Consider the following 18,072-nt stretch of genomic DNA (forward strand, 5'->3'; position numbering starts at 1 on the left):
GTTATATATTTTAATACCTGTAAACTTGTATAATTAATTCCTATGGATCTGGCATAATCACTGTATGCCATTGTGATTGCCTGCCATTCTGTCACAAATGTATCAATCTGCTCCTTAATTGTGTCCATTATCATATTCTCCCCGTAAAGTCCGAATCTCGTACTATAATAGCATCAGATAATGGAACTGTCAAGAAGTTGCTTTACCAGTTCTTTTTTTCTTTGCTGCTGTCGTGCTGTGATTTGCGTTCTTCAACCATTTTTACAAACCATTCCACCATTGCCGGATCCTGATGTGAGAAAAATGCACCCGTGGCAGTATCCAGCTTTGAAGTGTAAAGATATTTCGTTACACCTTGCACCTATTATACTACCCTATATTTTACTTATCACACGAATCACTCAGTTATTGAATGGTTGAGGTTTCCAGAAGCACACCAGACTCATCAAACACAAACGTTGTTCCGTCGATCGTCTGCTCCCCAGTCAGCATTGCACCAGAAGACAGATCACAGTAATATCTCTTGCCGTTGTCATCGATCCATCCGGTCTTCATATATCCCTGTGCATCCAGATAGTACCAGACGTTCGTAGATGGGTCCTGCCACCAGCCATTTGACGGATAAATGCCATCAGAATTGCGATACCACCAGCCATTCGCATCCTGTTGCCAGCCTGCGCTCAGCACGACTCCTGTCTGGCTTGAGGTCGATGTGGTCTGACCAGTACTCTCATCGATCTTCGCTCCCGGACCGGAATGTTCGGTATCGATGTGTCCGCCATTCTTGATCAGCTCCGCGTAATCCTCGCTGATGTAGGTCACATCCGACTCAGCTGACCAGTATCCATTTGCGGTCGATCTTCCCTTGCCGAGCGCACGAACCTTAAACGTGTACTCCCCGGCGCTTGTCATCTTCTTTTCCAGATTCAGATACGTCTTCTTCGTCTTCGCCTCACCGACCTTGCTCTCGTTGCGGTAGAGATAAATCTCATACTGGGTGGCATCCTCAACCTCATCCCAGCGCGCCACCGTGATGTTCGTATCATCCCAGTACGCATCGCTGACCTTGTCGAGACGCGTTGCTGCAAATACGCTCACACCCATCGCCACGGACAAGACTCCCACAGCGACTGCCATCACCAATCGTTTTCCCAGAGCTTTCATTTTGATCATCACAAATTCCTCCTCCAGCTTCGATCCAGTTTTATTCAAATTCTATCATTCTACTTTTTACTTTTGTATTTCTTTCATCATACCACAAAATTACAAAGTATTTGTGATGAAAATCTTTCATCTTTCTGACATTTTATTCCTGCGCGGAGACTTGGGGTGTGACTTTAGTCAACCCTGCTGACATCTTCCTATCAAAATCACTGTTCTTCTCCGTTTCACTGCGGTCGGTGCAGCAGAAAACCATCTCCCAGACGCTGCAAGCTCTACTTGTGGTACGGTTTACTTGTGATACGGTTCTCCCGCCATGATCTTAAATCCGCGATACACCTGCTCTAAGAGCACCACACGCATCAGCTGGTGCGGAAATGTCATCGGCGAGAAGCTCAGCTTGTAATCTGCGCGGTCGAGCACCTCTTTCGAGAGACCGAGCGAGCCACCGATGATCATCACAATCTGGCTCTGACCCTGATTTCCAAGACGCTCGAGTTCTGCCGAGAGCTGTTCAGAGCTGAGCATTTTTCCGTTGATCGCAAGTGCAATCACATAGGCACCGTCCTTGACGTGTGCCAGAATCCGCTCCCCCTCCTTCTTCTTGATCTGCTCATTTTGCAGATCACTCGCCTTATCCGGTGTCTTCTCATCTGCGACCTGAACAATCTCAAGTTTGCAGTAACGACTCAGTCGTTTCTGGTATTCTGCAATCGCATCCGAGAAGAATTTTTCCTTGATTTTTCCAACTGCAATTACTGTAATCTTCATCTCTTTTTCCGTCTGCGGTTGGAACGCACCAACCGCACCTTTCGTCCCTCTTCCGTTCTCTCAACTCCGTAAACGATCTCCAAAAATCGCCCTGCCTCCTCCCACGCCTCACGGCTTTCCGGGATCAGGCGAAGCGCCATCTGGAATACATGAAACATTCCGTCATAGACAGAGATCCGAAGCTTTCTGTGTGCCTCCCTGAGTTTCTGGGCGACTGTCAGCGAATCACTCAGCAGAACTTCCTCGCTTCCGACCTGAATCAGCGTCGGCGGAAAGTCCGCAAAATCTCCAAACATCGGGGAGAGATACGGATCTCGCGGATCAGCATCCCCGATGTAACTGCTGTCGTGCAACATGTTGTCGGTCGTTCCGCCAAACTGCGGATCTCTGTGGAAATTCGTCTCATGGCTCTCCCCACTGCAAGTCAAATCTGCCCACGGCGACATCACGAGAACACCGGCAGGCAAGGAAAGTGCATGATCGCGCAGATACATCACAAGCGCGAGCGCAAGTCCTCCGCCCGCGGAATCCCCGGCAATTACAATGTCTCTCGCTCGGTAATTCTTCTCCTTCATCAACCACTGGTACGCCGTCACGGCATCCTCAAGCGCACAGGGAAACGGATGCTTCGGAGCAACGCGGTAATCGATCGTCAACACATCTGCTCCCATGCTCCGCTGGGAATACTGCACGGCAAAATCGCGATAAATATTTTTCATCGGTCCGATGTAACCGCCCCCGTGAAGCTGGAGCACGACGCGACCGGTGCAGATTCCCGTCGGGCGCAGATATTCCATCTGGAAATTTTCCATCTCCACGATCTCATACTCGTACTCCGGCGGGCAGATCCACGCCGGCTCTACGGGATTCATCCGATACTCACCGGTCTGAAACTTGTGTCCCATTGCGGAATCCATCATATTTTTCATCATATCCCGCACCAGTTTCCCGCGCAGGCTCACTCGTTCTTCTCTCATGCTGTCTCTGTCTCTCTTCTCTGCTCTCTCAAATCCTGCCGAAACGTTTAATCAAAATGTTTAAACATCCACATTTTTTCTAAACATGGAATCTACGGCGAAGCTCTTCCTTCCAGTTTTCTTTTCCTCTGAGATAATCCCAAAGCCCCTTTGCGACATGCTCCCCGGTATGTCCGACTTTCTTTGCCATCCGCGTTGCGCGCTTCTCTCCGCCCTTCTGGATCACCCAGACTCGGCGAATTCGCGGATAATTGTCCCGCTTTCTCGCCCCGCTGAGTTCATTTCCCTCAAGGCGCACAGAGATTCCATCCTCCTTCATTTTCCGGAAGAAACGCTTCTGAATCCGGCTGTCCGCAAACACCGAGGTGAACGTCACCGTCATCTCATCCCCGTATGCACAGACACTGCACTTACACGGCTGTTTTCTTGAAACTCCGATCATAACCTGAAAACGCTCCACATCATCGGCGAACTCGGAAAACTCAAGGTCCATCCGAATCGGTCCGATGTTCGAGAGCGTCATCGTGTACGCCCGATCCTTGAGACTGAAAATAAATCCAAGCGCAAGGCGTTTGATCACAAGCGGAATGATCCGCAGATACCATTTCTTCTCGTTTGAGACATTATAAGAAATGCTCTCCTCAAGACGCTCTTTCGTGATCTTCCGATCCATCTGACGGCTGATCTTCTGAACAAGTTCATCAAACGTCATCTCGGGATCGCGAAACAGCCAGCCGATACTGCTGACCGCAAAAAAGTTCGCCATCGTATCTGATTGAAAAAATGCCCTCAAATTGATCGGAATATTCAAAACCACCGGTCTTCGATCTGCTTTTCCCTCAAGGTACTCCTGCCAGATTGACCAGATCAGAGCGGACGCAAGATACTTCGTCACCGTCACGCCATGCTTCTTTGCCACCGCCTTGACCTCTGCAACCTTCAGATAACCGTGGAGCACCTGACCACTTCCGAGCGGAAGAAAATGTCCCTCCATCCGAAATGCCGGCTTCGAGCTGTAACTTCGATGCTCCATCTCACGGTAATTTTCCAGATAGCTGTCCACAGTCTCAAAAATCTGCTCATCCGGCTTTTCCTCATCCTCCGGCATCCAGACTCCCGGCTCCTCCTTGACAAGCTCGAGATAGCGCGCCACCAGACTTCTCAAGAATCTCGCACATCCGAGTCCATCCGTCAGCGCATGAAAGACCTCCAGATTGATTCTGCATTTAAAATACGTCACGCGAAACAGAAAGCGCTGACTCCCATGCGGATCTAAATAGCGACACGGGTATGTGCTCTCGCGCTGTACCTGCGGAATCCGGTCATTCTCCTCAAAATAATACCAGAAAAGTCCCCGGCGCAGTTTGACGCGAAACTCCCGAATATGAGGAAGAATATCCTCCAACGCCTTTTGAAGAAGCTCTGGCTGAACCTCCTCCTTCAAGACTGCGGAAATGCGAAACACCTGGCTCATTCCCTCGTTCGCAATCACCGGAAAAATCTTCGCGGTATTATCTAATCTTCTCCATCTATGCCCTTTCTCTGCCATCTCAGGAGTCCCTTCTTTCTCAGATTTATAAACACAGAGTGGATTCCCCCTCTGTGTTTCTCACACCCTATTATTCTACGTTTGTCCTATGCCCATGTCAGATTTTCGTTCGATGGGAAAATTGGTTACTGTTCAGAGGTAGGCACTTTTGGAAACGAAAGTGCCGTAAGATAACGCGGTGGTAGCGGGAATTTGCCGTATTTAAATGCGAAGCCACGGCAAATTCCGTTACTGGGCACGTGCGCGTGAACAGTAACGAAAATGGGGAGGCTAGGCGCGGAAATAGTATCCCACGCCCCATTTTGTGTGCACATATCTCGGATCGCTCGGGCTCGGCTCGATCTTCTCTCTCAGACGGCGCACATGAACATCCACGGTTCTCACATCGCCCGACTCGGACGCCTTGTTTCCCCACACAAGAGCAAGCAGGTTCTCTCTGCTGTACACCTTGTTCGGATTGCACACGAGAAGTTCGAGGAGGTCAAACTCCTTCGCAGTCAGATTGATCTCCTTCTCCCCGATAAAGACTCTGCGTCCCTCCCGGTCGAGTTTCAGATCGCCGGCACTGATCATCTTATTCTCCGGCTCGCTTGCCACTCGCGTCTTCTTCGCATTTCGGCGCATGATCGCCTTGATGCGCGCCTTCACCTCGAGAATGTTGAACGGCTTTGTGATATAATCATCCGCGCCATACTCTAAGCCGAGGATCTTATCCATGTCTCCGCCCTTGGCAGTCAGCATGATGATCGGCATCTCCGAGAACTCCCGAATCGCCTGACACACCTCAAATCCATCAAACTTTGGAAGCATCACATCGAGCAGAACCACATCGTATTCGGTCTGCTTTGCCAGATTGATCGCCTCTTCCCCATCGTAAGCACAATCCACTTCCCAGCCCTCATGCTCCAGACTGAAACGGATTCCTTTCACAATCAGTTTTTCATCATCCACTACCAAGATCTTTGCCATAATAATTTCCTCTACTCTTGCTCTTCATTCACTTTCTAAATCTCTAAATCAACAAATCAACGATTCCGATCATTCATTTCCTATCGTTTCTTTCGATGATCGAATCTCTGTCTATTTCTCAAAATTCCAGTCGACGGAAACGCAGTGTATTCCTCAGACGGTGATCTGATCTCTGATCTTTTCAAAGGTTGTCTCCTTGATGCCGGAGACTTTCTTGATCTCCTCAATCTTCTGGAATCCGCCGTGTTTCTCGCGGTAACGGATGATATCCTCCGCCCGCGCCGAGCCGATCCCTTTGAGCGTCATCAGTTCTTCCTTTGATGCGGTGTTGAGATTGACCTTTGCTGAAGTTGACGCCGAGCCTGATCCCGTCTTTCCGACACCGACAGCACTTCCGGCGTTTCCAGCATTTGCTCCCCCTCCATCACCGGAGCCGTAGGAAATAAGCCCCTCCGGTGGGATCTGTCTGGACTGCACCTGTTCCCTGCTCGGGACAAAAATCTTCATCCCGTCGCAGATCTCATCTGCCAGATTCAGATACTCCCGCACTGCCTCATCGGTAAAACCGCCCGCCTGCTCGACCGCCTCGAAGATCCGCTGTCCCTCCTCCATGCAGTAGACTCCCGGACTTTCCACCTCGCCACACACATAGACAAAACACTCTGATTTTGCCTCTTCGATCGCAGTTTCTGATACCGTTTTCAATGCAGTTTCCGGTGCATCTCTCGACGCATTCTCATTCTCCCCGGTTGCAGTCGCAGTCGCATCTTTTGCCGGATTTTCTTCCCCGGCTTTCGTGAGCGTTTCGCTTTCCGCTTTCTGCTTCGCTTCCGTGAGGGATTCTCCTCCCCGGTTCTGCTCATTCTCCGCCGTCTCATCATCCGGCGAGTCCGTCGAGGACAACGCGATCTCCATCGACACCTCCGATGCCCCACAACTGAACAGACATCCTGCGACGAGCAGAAACACTGCCAGAACCACCCACTTTAAGATTCCAGATACTCCCATCGGTTTTGATTCTTTTTGATTCATAAAATTCTCTCCTTTTCCGAGAGAATTCCAGATTCAGCCTAGCTCTATTCTACCGAAAGAAATCAGGAATTACAAGCCGAAAATCCTAACGAAATTCTTGAGTTTCCCTTTAGAAAATTCCACCACCTTTGCACGAAGCGATTCCTTCCCCCCCTTTCAAATCAAAGAAACGAGCTCAAAGAAAAACTTTTCCATAAAACAAAAAGAGATAGAAAAACAGATCCGATCGCTCTTTTCTGTCTTTCCATCTCTTTTTCTCTTTTCTCTCTCATCTCATGGATTTTCAGGAATGAATTTCTTTCTGAATTTCTCTCTGAATCTCCCCATGATTTCCATAAACAATTTTACTGGAATAGGAGGGGAAATACCCACTCTGAGTTTTAGTTGATTCCAAACACACTCTCCGCGTAGTTGACCGAAGCCATTGCGTCCCGGCAGTACTGGTCTGCCCCCATCGTGTCTGCATACTCCTGAGTCAGGACAGCTCCACCGACCATGACTTTCGCCCACGGAGCAGAAACGCGAAGCTGGCGGATCGTCTCCTCCATGCTCGGAACCGTCGTCGTCATCAGCGCGCTGAGTCCAACAAGCATCACATGCTTCTCCACCGCCGTCTCCACGATCAGCTCCGGCGGAACATCCTTTCCGAGATCGAGGACATCGTAGCTGTAATTCTCGAGCAGTACCTTGACGATGTTCTTTCCGATGTCGTGAATATCGCCCTTTACGGTTGCAAGGATGATCGTTCCCTTCTTCTCCTGCTGTTGTCCGCTCTTTGCCATCTTGTCCTTGATAACCTCAAATGCGGTCTTTGCGGCCTCCGCACTCATCAGAAGCTGAGGCAGGAAAAGTGTTCCCTTCTCAAATCCCTTACCGACCACATCAAGCGCCGGAATCATGCATCCGTTGATGACATCGAGCGGATCTTTCGTCTCAAGAAGCTCCTTGACTGCCACGCCCGCCTGATCTCTGAGTCCGCGGATGATGCTGTTTCCGAGAACTTCCTCTAAATCGCCGGAACCACCGGCATTTCCAGATCCATCCGCTCCGCTCTTTGCCGTCTTGCCATCCGAGGAACGGACAACACTCTGACCGAGGCTGACTGCCGGCTGGTTGCCATAAATGCTGATGTACTCTCCGCACTGCGGGTCGAGATCCATCAGGGCCTTGAAGCTGTAATACGCGCGCATCATCGCCTCAGAATTCGGGTTGATGATCGCCGCAGAAAGTCCATTCTGCATTGCCATCGTGAAGAAGGCTGAGTTGATGATCTCTCTCTGCGGGAGACCGAATGAGATGTTTGAGACACCGAGCACCGTATAACCGTGAAGCTCATCGCGGACACGGCGCAGAGTCTCAAGCGTCGTGATTGCGCCCTGACTGTCGGAGCTGACGGTCAGACACAGCGCATCAATGATGATGTCCTCCGGCTCAATTCCGTACTCCGCAGCCGTCTTGTAGATCTTCTTTGCGACCTGAATTCGACCCTCCGCCGTCTCCGGGATTCCGCTCTCATCGAGCGCAAGGGCAACAACCACACCGCCGTACTTCTTCACAAGCGGGAAGATCGCATGCATCGACTCCTGCTTTCCGTTTACGGAGTTGATCAGCGCCTTTCCGTTGTAGACGCGAAGTGCCGCCTCCATCGCCTCGACATTTGTTGTATCCATCTGAAGCGGAAGCTCGACAATGCTCTGAAGCTCGCGAACCACCTCGACAAGCATCGCCTTCTCATCGATCTCCGGAAGACCGACATTGACATCGAGCACATGGGCACCGTGATCCTGCTGGGTCACACCCTCGCGCAAAATGTACTCGAGGTTGTGGTCGCGGAGCGCCTGCTTGAACTTCGACTTTCCGGTCGGGTTGATGCGCTCTCCGATCAGCACCGGGCTCTTTCCGATCTCAACTGCCTTGCAAAACGAGGAGATCACACTGCGGTGCTTTTTTACAACCGGAACCGGAGTCTTGTCCTTGCACAGCTCGACAACCCGGCGAATGTGTTCCGGGGTCGTTCCACAACAACCACCGACAACGCGCGCACCCATGTCGACGATCTCAGAGAGGGCGTCCGCAAACTGCTCCGCATTGATGTCATAGACGGTCTCGCCGTTCTCACTTCTCGGAAGACCGGCATTCGGATTGACGATGACCGGAACCGAGGTGACTGCGAGCATATCTTTTAAGATTTCCTTCATCTGGATCGGACCGAGTCCACAGTTCATACCGATTGCGTCAACGCCGAGTCCCTCGAGCATTGCGACGATCGAAGCCGGAGTTCCGCCTGTCAGCAGTTTTCCCTTCTCATCAAATGTCACCGTCACAAACACCGGGAGATCACAGTTCTCCTTTGCCGCAAGAACAGCCGCCTTCGTCTCATAGCTGTCGCTCATCGTCTCAATGATCACGAGATCCACGCCCTCACGCGCACCGATCCGAACGACCTGGCTGTAAAGCTCATACGCGTCCTCAAATGCGAGGTCGCCAAGCGGTTTGAGTAGTTTTCCGGTCGGTCCCATATCGAGGGCGACACAGGCATCTCTTCCGCTCAGTTCCACCGCTTTCTTTGCATTGCGAACAGCCGAAGTGATGACCGGATCAAGCTGATACTCCGTATTCTCATTGTATTTGAGTGCATCGACACCGAACGTGTTTGTCGTCATAATGTCTGCACCTGCATCCAGATAGGCGCGGTGAATCTTCACCAGCTCCTCCGGATGTGTGATGTTCCAGATTCCCGGAAGTTCTCCCGGTTTCAGTCCCGCTGCCTGAAGCAGGCTTCCCATTCCACCGTCAAAGAAGCAAACCCGCTTCTGTATCTCCTGTAAAATATCCATGCGCTCTGTTTTCCCTTCTCTCATTAAGTTCAAGTCGACACTCGCATCCCACATCCCGTTGATCTGCGACATGTTATCTGCGATATGCACAGTCCCGCTTCGCACAGACCTCACAGCCCTGTACGGTACAGTTTCTAGGCAGACGGCTCGCCCCGATCACCGCCGTCACGGATTTTGACGGCATCATCAGAAGCGTATCTGTCAGATTGATTCCGATTCGCTTTCCCATCTCAAGCGCCGGTGCGATCTCGCGCTGGCACTCAAGCGGAAAATCCCCGTATCCGGGGCTGAAACGCGGGCGAAGATACCAGCCCTTCGCCTCGTAAGAATTCTTTAATTCCTGATTTTTTTCGTCGCAAAACGTCTCAAGCATCGCGACTGACGCCGCCTGCATCACGACTGCCTTGCTCATCTGAATCATATTATAGCGGTGCAGAAGGACATCCACCTTGCTTCCAAGTGTCGCCGCAAACAGAATGACTCTCTCACAGTCCCTGAGATTTCGCTCCAGACTCTTGCTTCTCGTCTGTAAAAATCCCATATCCAGGACGTGATCCTGAATCGAGAGCGGATACTCCTTCCACATTGCCCGGGGAGACGCCATCTGCTCCAGCTCCCGCTCACATTCTTTGATCAATTCTTCTACATTTTCCGGAATCTCCTGTCCCCGATGCCCCAGATAGCGCAGGATCTCCCGCTCATTCCACTCCATTGTCTCTGATCCTATTTCAGGATCTCAGACAGACTCGCCTGAATCTGCCGTGCCACATCCGGCTTATTCATCGAATAGACATGAATGCCGTTAACATGGTTTGCAAGAAGGTCAATGATCTGCTCGGTCGCATACGCGATTCCTGCCTGCTTCATCGCAGACGGATTGTCACCAAAACGGTCCACAATCGCCTTGAAGCGGGTCGGCATATACGTTCCGGACATCGAGAGAATTCTCTTAATCTGAGCCGCATTTGTCACCGGCATGATGCCTGCGATCACCGGAACCGTGATTCCCTTCTCGCGGATGCGGTAGAGATAATTGTAGAGGATGTTGTTGTCAAAGAACATCTGGGTCGTCACAAAGTCACAACCTGCCTCAACTTTCTCCTTCAGATGCTGAATATCCTCGGACTTGTTTGCAGACTCGACATGACCTTCCGGATAGCAGGCCGCACCGATGCAGAAATCACCGGATTCCTTGATCTCGCGGATCAGCTGGGAAGCATACTGATAATCGTGCTCCACCTTTCCGTCCTTCGGAATATCTCCGCGGAGTGCAAGCACATTCTCAATTCCGTGCTCCTTGAGCTTTCCAAGGACGGAATGAACCTTCTCCCGCGTGGAAGAAACGCAGGTCAGATGAGCAAGCGGAGTCACACCATGTGCCTGAATTGCAGACGCAATGTCCACGGTGTAATCACTTGTTCCACCACCTGCACCGTAGGTAACGCTCATGAACGCCGGATTCAGCTCTGCAATCTCGAGTGCAGCCTTCTCCACAGAATCAAATTTATCTTCCGTCTTCGGCGGAAATACCTCAAATGACAGAGTTGGTTTGCCCTCTGCCAGAATATCTCTGATTTTCATGTTATTTTCTTTCCTCGTCTCTCTGTTCTGCTTCCCGATCCCACAAAGCCCCCACCCGTAAGATCAGGACCCAGAACTATTTTCCTCGACGCCTGCAAAGCGCATGTATATATTCCTTATGACTTGCCATCATTTCATTTCCCAGACCTTATTAAATCCAGATCTACCAGATCAAAAATGCCTGAACGATACTCCAGATTGCAAGAAACAGTCTCCAGACCACAATCAAAATCAGGAAGAGAGAAAAGGCTCCGATCGCGCTCCCCTTCCCCTCCTTCTTTGAGTTGTCTGTCCGGGTTCCAAATGTCTCCTCCCAGTCGTTTCCACCGCGGTAATTTCCACTGTTTCCACTCAGAGAAGAGCCATTTTTTGAGGATTTCTGGCTGTTTTTCTTGCCTGTCTGAGACAGAGTTTTCACTGTCGAGACAGTCATCGTCTTCTCTGTCTTTGTTTTACTATTCGTTTTACTATCCTTTTTGCCATCCTTTTTTCCGCCCTTCTTTGTCTTAGGACTGGCGGAATACTCCCCCTGCCTATGTACCGAATCCTGATAGGAATCATGGTCATGGTAACTGCAAGAGGTTTCATTCTGCGGATGGCGTTCATTCAGATAGTACGTCACATCCTGAATTCTTGGATGACGCACCCAGCTGTGACAGACCCGACAGTAATGTCTCCCTGTCATGACCTGATCACAGATCGGACAAACTCTCCGAATCATCGCTCCTCCTTTCCGAAGCGAAGAATCTCTGATAAATACCCGATGAATATTCATGAATGATCCGTCAAATATTCCTCAGAGATCCTCTCGATTCGTCAACGATCAGCCACAGAGCTCCACAATCGCCAGAGCAAAGATCTTCGCACTTGTCACAAGATCATAGATATTTGCGAACTCATCTGCTCCGTGCATGCGGTTGTCTACCCCCGGCATCGAAGCGCCGAAAGCGACACCGTTCTTTAAGTGATGAACGTAAGTACCGCCACCCATCGACTGGCAGGTTCCCTTCTCACCGGTATATGCCTCATAGGCCTTGAGCAGAGTCCGAACAAAATCGGAATCCTCGCTCACATAGTGCGGAGCGATCAGTGCCTTGTTGTGCAGGGTAAATCCATGCTCGCCAAGTCTCTTTCTGACAACTTCCAGCACGTTCTCATCGGTTCCGCAAACCGGGATTCTTCCATCGACCTCAGCGTCAATCGTCGTATCGGTCACAGTCAGCATATTGAGAGAGAGCGTGATGCGTCCGGAAATCTCATCCTGCATATCAACTCCGATTGTTGTTCCGTTCATATCGCCGTGCGGGAAGAGCTCTGCAATTCCCTTCAGGGAGTCAAGCTGAGCACTCTGTGCAAACGGCAGACGGCACAGCAGGTTCACAAGACCGGTCAGCGCATTGTTTCCATCTTCCGGAGTGGAAGCGTGAGCACCTGCACCGACAGCGGTGATCTCTGCCTCATCTCCGTTCCAGTCATTCTCAAACTTCACGCCGATTGCCTGAGTCGTCTCTGCCTCTGCGCTCTCAAGAACAGATTTCTCGATTCCCTTTACAACAGCTTTTGCCTTGCCCGGAACAACGTTGATCTTCGTTCCGGCATTGATCTTCACGATCTTCGGCAGGGCCTCGGATGCCTCAAATTCCTTCGTGAAATGACCCGGGAAACGTCCTTTCTCGACATTTACAAGCGGGTAGGAGGCATCCGGAGAGAATGTCATCGGTGCTTCCTCCTCCGTGCTGTAATAGTGCTTGATGTCGGAGCTTCCGCACTCCTCATCCGTGCCGAGAATCAGGCGGACATTCTTCTTTAACGGGATTCCGAGTTCCTTGACTGCACGCATTGCGTAGAGAGCTGCGACTGCCGGTCCCTTGTCGTCTGCGGTTCCGCGTCCGTACAGGCGTCCGTCCTTCTCGATCGGATCAAACGGCTGAGTTACGGTCCAGCCCTCGCCTGCCGGAACAACATCCAGATGCGCCAGAATGTCGAGGTGTCTCGGCAGTTCCTCGCTCATATCCACACAGCCAACATAACCATCATAATCGAGGGTCTCAAATCCGTATCCCTCTGCCATGTCCAGAGCCGTGTCAAGGCACTCTGCCGGTCCCGGTCCGAACGGCATATCCTCCTCAGCCGGCATCTTCTCGCTGTTGATTCGGCAGAGTTCAAAGATATCCTCAATCATCTCCTGTTTGTGTGCTTCAATATATTTGTCAATTTTGTCCTTGTACATGATGTCGCTCACTTTCTGCAAATTTCTTTGCACGCTTCTCTTCTTCTCTTTTCTGATTCCTGTTTCTAAGTTTCTATTTCTAATTTTTCTAATTTCTATTTCTAATTCTAATTCCTGTTTTTCTTACTGCTCAGATTCTTTATTTCATCATCTCAGACAGGGTCTGGTTGACGAGCTTGCCATCTGCCTTGCCCTTTACCTTCGGCATCAGAACCTTCATGATCTTGCCTTTGTCTGCACCGGTAGGCTTCTCAATGCCAAGCTCTGCGAGAACGCCCTTGATGACCTCTGCGATCTGCTCTGCGCTCATATCCTCCGGAGCGAACTCCTTGTAAACGGTCATTCTTGCCAGAGCCTCTTCCTTGATGTCTGTGCGGTCTGCCGGAGCAAGATCGTAAGTCTCCTGAGTCTGACGGATCTCTTTCTTCACGATCGCATTCTCTTCCTCTTCGGTAAGCGGTTCACGCTTGTCGATCTCCGCGTTCTTCAATGCGGACAGAAGCATGGAAAGGGAATCCTTTCTCGCCTTATCTTTTGCCTTCATTGCCTCTACCATTGCTTTTCTTACTACATCAATCTTGCTCATGACACATTCTCCTCTCTTCTCTTATATTTATTTGTATTTGTTGTTTATCTATTTATTGTTTTGTTAAGCGGGTTATTAGTCCCGTCCGAACTCACTGAGTTTCAGACCCGGATTTCTCTCCTCAACCATGCCGACACTCCAGCTGTTGACGAACAGCAGAAGCGGGTTGTCCTTGAGATCCTTGATGCGCTTCATGTCGGAAGTACCCTGAATGCGGGCAACATCGATCTCTTCCTTGTTCTCAATCCAGCGGATGTACTCGTAAGGCAGTTTCTCGAGCTTAACCTCTACGTTGTACTCATTTTCCAGACGATAGGTCAGGACCTCAAACTGAAGCTCTCCGACTACGCCGACGATGATCTCCTCCATACCGGTGTTGAACTCCTGGAAGATCTGGATCGCACCTTCCTGTGCAATCTGGGAAACACCCTTCAAGAACTGCTTACGCTTCATCGTGTCGATCTGGCGCACACGAGCGAAATGCTCCGGTGCGAATGTCGGGATGCCCTCAAACTGGAACTTCTCATTCGACAGGCAGAGCGTATCACCGATTGAGAAAATACCCGGATCGAAGACACCGATGATATCTCCGGCATAAGCCTCATCGACAATCTTTCTGTCCTGAGCCATCATCTGCTGTGGCTGAGTCAGTCTCAGCTTCTTTCCGCCCTGAACGTGGTTGACTTCCATTCCAGCCTCAAACTTGCCGGATACGATTCTCATGAATGCGATACGGTCGCGGTGTGCCTTATTCATGTTTGCCTGAATCTTGAAGACGAACGCGGAGAACTTCTCCTCAAACGGATCAATGATTCCGGTTGTTGTTCTTCTCGGAAGCGGGGACGTCGTCATCTTGAGGAAGTGCTTTAAGAATGTCTCCACACCGAAGTTTGTCAGCGCCGATCCGAAGAAGACCGGGGAGAGGTTTCCACGGCTGACACGATCCATATCGAACTCATCTGCCGCTCCGTCGAGAAGCTCGATCTCGTCGAGAAGTTGCTGGTGATAGTCTGCTCCGATCACAGAATCCACATCTGCGCCCTCGACATCAAACGTCTGGGTTGCAACCTCCTTCTGTCCACCCATCGCTGCGGTGAACGTCGTGATCGTCTTGTCGTGACGGTCGTACACACCCTTGAAGTTCTTTCCACAGCCGATCGGCCAGTTGATCGGGCAGGTACGGATTCCGAGCACGTTCTCGATCTCGTCCATCAGCTCAAACGGATCTCTCGCCTCACGGTCCATCTTGTTGATGAAGGTGAAGATCGGGATCTTTCTCATCACACAGACCTTGAACAGCTTGATCGTCTGCGCCTCGACACCCTTTGATCCGTCGATGACCATCACGGCACTGTCCGCTGCCATCAGGGTACGATAAGTATCCTCCGAGAAGTCCTGATGTCCCGGGGTATCCAGAATGTTGATGCAATATCCGTCGTACTCAAACTGCATAACGGAGGAGGTAACGGAAATTCCTCTCTCCTTCTCGATCTCCATCCAGTCCGAAACTGCATGCTTTGCAGCCTTTCTTCCCTTTACGGTACCAGCCAGATTGATTGCTCCTCCGTAGAGCAGGAACTTCTCGGTCAAGGTCGTCTTACCTGCATCCGGGTGGGAAATAATCGCAAAGGTTCTTCGTTTCTTAATTTCTTCTGCTATATTTGACAAGCGTCTTTCCTCCAATTACTCTTTTACTTACTCTTTTACTCTCTTCGTATGATTGTTTTGAATCGTTTCGTGTTGCTATTCTTGTTGCTATTTTTATTGCTCTTCTTATTGTTATTTTGTCTCAACCTTTAATTTTATCAGAGAAATTCCGTTTTGACAACCAAAAAGAATGTGCCCCGACACGCAAAAAAACTATTTCCGGAAAATCCGGTCGAGAAGCACATGGGCGACCTGATCCTTCGACATCTTTTCGAGTTCTTCCGCTCCGTCCTTTGTGATCAGCGTCACAACATTCGTGTCCGTTCCAAATCCGGCTCCGGCAGTCTTCAAATTGTTTGCGACAATCATGTCGACATGCTTCTTCTCGAGTTTTGCCTTTGAGTTTTCAAGCATATTCTGGGTCTCCATCGAGAATCCGCACAAGAACTGTCCCTCTCTGCGATGGTTGCCAAGCCATGAGAGGATGTCATCGGTTCGCTCAAGCGCAATGCTCATATCCCCGTCGCTCTTCTTCGTCTTCTCTGTTCCGACAACCGCCGGACGGTAATCGGCAACCGCTGCCGACTTGATGATTGCATCCTGTTCAGCGCTTCGAGACGTCACCGCCTCAAACATATCCCGAGCACTCACAACCGGGACGAGTGTTACACCAAGCGGAACTTTCTGGTTCACCGGACCGGAAACAAGCGTCACTTCGGCGCCTCTTCGCGCACCTGCGCGCGCAATCGCATATCCCATCTTTCCGGTCGAGTGGTTCGTGATGTAGCGAACCGGATCGATCGCCTCCTGTGTCGGACCTGCGGTCACAAGAATCTTCTTTCCGGCAAGATCTTTCGGGAACGCGATCTCCTGAAGAATATACTGAAACAGAGTCTCCGGCTCCGGCATCTTTCCGGCTCCGGTGTCCCCGCAGGCGAGGTATCCGCTCGCCGGCTCAATCACATGCATTCCGTATTTTCGGCAAATCTCAAGATTGTCCTGCGTGATCGGGTTCTCGTACATCTGCGTGTTCATCGCCGGGACGATGTACTTCGGCTTCTTGCAGGCAAGAAACGTCGTCGTCAGCATATCATCCGCAAGACCGTGCGCCACCTTTGCGATCACGTTCGCCGTCGCCGGAGCGATCATGAAGATATCCGCCTGTTTTGCGAGCGAGACATGCTCCACCTGAAACTCAAAATTCCGGTCAAACGTATCGACCAGACATTTCGTTCCGGTCAGCGATTCAAATGTCACCGGTGTAATAAAATTCGTCGCATTCTCCGTCATAATGACACGCACGTTTGCATGCTGTTTCTTCAACATGCTGACAAGACTGGCGATCTTGTAGGCGGCGATTCCGCCCGTCACGCCAATTACCACAGTCTTTCCCTGAAGCATGATTTTCCTCCCTGCCGATTCTCGATCGACTTTTCTATCGATTTTTCTATCACTTTTCACAGCGATAACGTTCTTCGGTATTTCTCATAATTTTTCATAAAACAAACTAATTTTGACCAATTTGGTAATCATTGTACCATATTTTTTTCTTCATTGAAAGGGATTCCATTTGAGTTTCCTTCCATTATGTGTTAAGGTGTTACTGTACAGAGGTAGGCACTTTTGGAACCGAAAGTGCCGTAAGATAACGTGGTGGTAGCGGGAATTTGCCGTATTTAAATGCGAAGCCACGGCAAATTCCGTTACTGGGCACGTGCGCGTGAACAGTAACGTTAAGGTGTTACTGTACATGACCGGATACCAGTACAACGGGATACCATCATGACAGAATACTATCGTGGAAACAGACAGAACAGATACGAATTCAATTTTAAAGGAGTTTTTATATGATATTAGCAATCGATATGGGTAATACAAACATCGTCATCGGCTGTATCGACGACAAACAGACCTATTTTGTGGAGCGCGTGACGACAAGCCACGACAAGACGGGCACCGAGTATGCGATCAACATCAAAAACATTCTCGAGATTCATCACATCGAGCCGTCACAGATCGAGGGAGCAATCCTCTCCTCCGTTGTCCCGCCTTTAAACGCCGTGATCTCCTCCGCTGTGAAAAAGATCCTCGGCTATCACCCGATGCTCGTCGGTGCAGGCATCAAGACCGGAATGAACATCCTGATGGACAACCCGAAAACCGTCGGCAGTGATATGATCGTCGACGCAGTTGCCGCCATCCACGACTATCCGTGCCCGATCATCGTCATCGACATGGGAACGGCGACGACACTCTCCGTTGTCGATCAGTCCGGCAACTACATCGGCGGTGTGATCCTCCCGGGTCTTCGCGTCTCCCTCGACTCCCTGAGCAGTAAGACTGCCCAGCTCCCGTCGATCAGCCTTGACATTCCAAAAAGTGTCATTGGCAAGAACACGATCGACTGCATGAGAAGCGGAATCATGTACGGCAATGCCGGCATGATCGACGGAATCATCGACCGCATGCAGGAAGAGCTCGGAACGACTCCTTCCATCGTTGCAACCGGCGGTCTCTCCCGCTTCGTTGTTCCACTCTGCCGTCACAAGATCGTCTACGACGATGCCCTTCTCTTAAAGGGACTTCTGATTCTCTACGAGAAGAACAACACTGCAAAAGAGAACGCATAAACATTTACGTTTAAACGTATACACGCACAAACACAGAAACTCAAGAACTCAAAAACCATCTAAAAAGAGGCTGATCTCCGGCAAACTCCTATCTCTTGCCGG

The 18,072-nt window shown here is 50.4% G+C and carries 16 protein-coding genes; 1 reads left to right on the top strand and 15 read right to left on the bottom strand.

The window, feature by feature from the left end:
* Positions 1 to 202: 202 nt before the first annotated feature.
* The 15 genes from ACR0QT_RS08875 to coaBC form a co-directional block, all read right to left on the bottom strand.
* The gene (locus tag ACR0QT_RS08875; protein ID WP_432630454.1) at positions 203 to 361 is read right to left on the bottom strand and encodes a hypothetical protein; all 159 of its coding nucleotides are present in this window, start codon (positions 359 to 361) and stop codon (positions 203 to 205) included.
* Positions 362 to 405: 44 nt separating this feature from the next.
* Entirely contained in the window at positions 406 to 1,173 is a 768-nt protein-coding gene (locus ACR0QT_RS08880) for an N-acetylmuramoyl-L-alanine amidase family protein (protein WP_432630455.1), read from the bottom strand.
* 279 nt (positions 1,174 to 1,452) lie between these two features.
* Positions 1,453 to 1,932, bottom strand: a complete 480-nt coding sequence (rlmH, locus tag ACR0QT_RS08885) for a 23S rRNA (pseudouridine(1915)-N(3))-methyltransferase RlmH (RefSeq protein WP_432630456.1) — start codon at positions 1,930 to 1,932, stop codon at positions 1,453 to 1,455.
* Positions 1,929 to 2,909, bottom strand: coding sequence for an alpha/beta hydrolase (locus ACR0QT_RS08890; protein WP_432630457.1), 981 nt, complete (start codon positions 2,907 to 2,909; stop codon positions 1,929 to 1,931). The genes rlmH and ACR0QT_RS08890 overlap by 4 nt, the downstream gene beginning before the upstream one ends.
* Before the next feature lie 79 nt (positions 2,910 to 2,988).
* A complete protein-coding gene (locus ACR0QT_RS08895; RefSeq protein ID WP_432630458.1) occupies positions 2,989 to 4,458 on the bottom strand; it encodes a hypothetical protein in 1,470 nt (489 codons plus the stop codon).
* Between the two features lie 270 nt (positions 4,459 to 4,728).
* Positions 4,729 to 5,427, bottom strand: coding sequence for a response regulator transcription factor (locus ACR0QT_RS08900; protein WP_432630459.1), 699 nt, complete (start codon positions 5,425 to 5,427; stop codon positions 4,729 to 4,731).
* A gap of 153 nt (positions 5,428 to 5,580) precedes the next feature.
* The gene (locus tag ACR0QT_RS08905) at positions 5,581 to 6,459 is read right to left on the bottom strand and encodes a helix-hairpin-helix domain-containing protein (RefSeq protein WP_432630460.1); all 879 of its coding nucleotides are present in this window, start codon (positions 6,457 to 6,459) and stop codon (positions 5,581 to 5,583) included.
* Positions 6,460 to 6,839: 380 nt separating this feature from the next.
* Positions 6,840 to 9,296 (bottom strand): homocysteine S-methyltransferase family protein, encoded by a 2,457-nt coding sequence (locus ACR0QT_RS08910; RefSeq protein WP_432630461.1) that lies wholly within the window; start codon positions 9,294 to 9,296, stop codon positions 6,840 to 6,842.
* Positions 9,297 to 9,369: 73 nt separating this feature from the next.
* Positions 9,370 to 10,008, bottom strand: a complete 639-nt coding sequence (locus tag ACR0QT_RS08915; RefSeq protein ID WP_432630462.1) for a vitamin B12 dependent-methionine synthase activation domain-containing protein — start codon at positions 10,006 to 10,008, stop codon at positions 9,370 to 9,372.
* An 11-nt stretch (positions 10,009 to 10,019) separates the two neighbouring features.
* On the bottom strand, positions 10,020 to 10,877 hold the full coding sequence (gene metF / locus ACR0QT_RS08920) for a methylenetetrahydrofolate reductase [NAD(P)H] (protein ID WP_432630463.1): 858 nt from the start codon (positions 10,875 to 10,877) through the stop codon (positions 10,020 to 10,022).
* A 163-nt stretch (positions 10,878 to 11,040) separates the two neighbouring features.
* A complete protein-coding gene (locus ACR0QT_RS08925; RefSeq protein ID WP_432630464.1) occupies positions 11,041 to 11,598 on the bottom strand; it encodes a hypothetical protein in 558 nt (185 codons plus the stop codon).
* Between the two features lie 102 nt (positions 11,599 to 11,700).
* A complete protein-coding gene (gene pepV, locus ACR0QT_RS08930; RefSeq protein ID WP_432630504.1) occupies positions 11,701 to 13,107 on the bottom strand; it encodes a dipeptidase PepV in 1,407 nt (468 codons plus the stop codon).
* 139 nt (positions 13,108 to 13,246) lie between these two features.
* Positions 13,247 to 13,693: a GatB/YqeY domain-containing protein gene (locus ACR0QT_RS08935; protein ID WP_432630465.1), complete on the bottom strand. Its 447-nt coding sequence runs from the start codon at positions 13,691 to 13,693 to the stop codon at positions 13,247 to 13,249.
* A gap of 75 nt (positions 13,694 to 13,768) precedes the next feature.
* A complete protein-coding gene (locus ACR0QT_RS08940; protein WP_432630466.1) occupies positions 13,769 to 15,361 on the bottom strand; it encodes a peptide chain release factor 3 in 1,593 nt (530 codons plus the stop codon).
* Positions 15,362 to 15,553: 192 nt separating this feature from the next.
* Entirely contained in the window at positions 15,554 to 16,741 is a 1,188-nt protein-coding gene (gene coaBC / locus ACR0QT_RS08945; protein ID WP_432630467.1) for a bifunctional phosphopantothenoylcysteine decarboxylase/phosphopantothenate--cysteine ligase CoaBC, read from the bottom strand.
* A 446-nt stretch (positions 16,742 to 17,187) separates the two neighbouring features.
* Between coaBC and ACR0QT_RS08950 the strand changes: the two genes are divergently transcribed.
* A complete protein-coding gene (locus ACR0QT_RS08950; protein WP_432630468.1) occupies positions 17,188 to 17,970 on the top strand; it encodes a type III pantothenate kinase in 783 nt (260 codons plus the stop codon).
* Positions 17,971 to 18,072: the final 102 nt, after the last annotated feature.

The sequence above is a fragment of the Brotaphodocola sp. genome (assembly GCF_050873365.1).
In the GTDB taxonomy this organism is placed as follows: domain Bacteria; phylum Bacillota; class Clostridia; order Lachnospirales; family Lachnospiraceae; genus Brotaphodocola.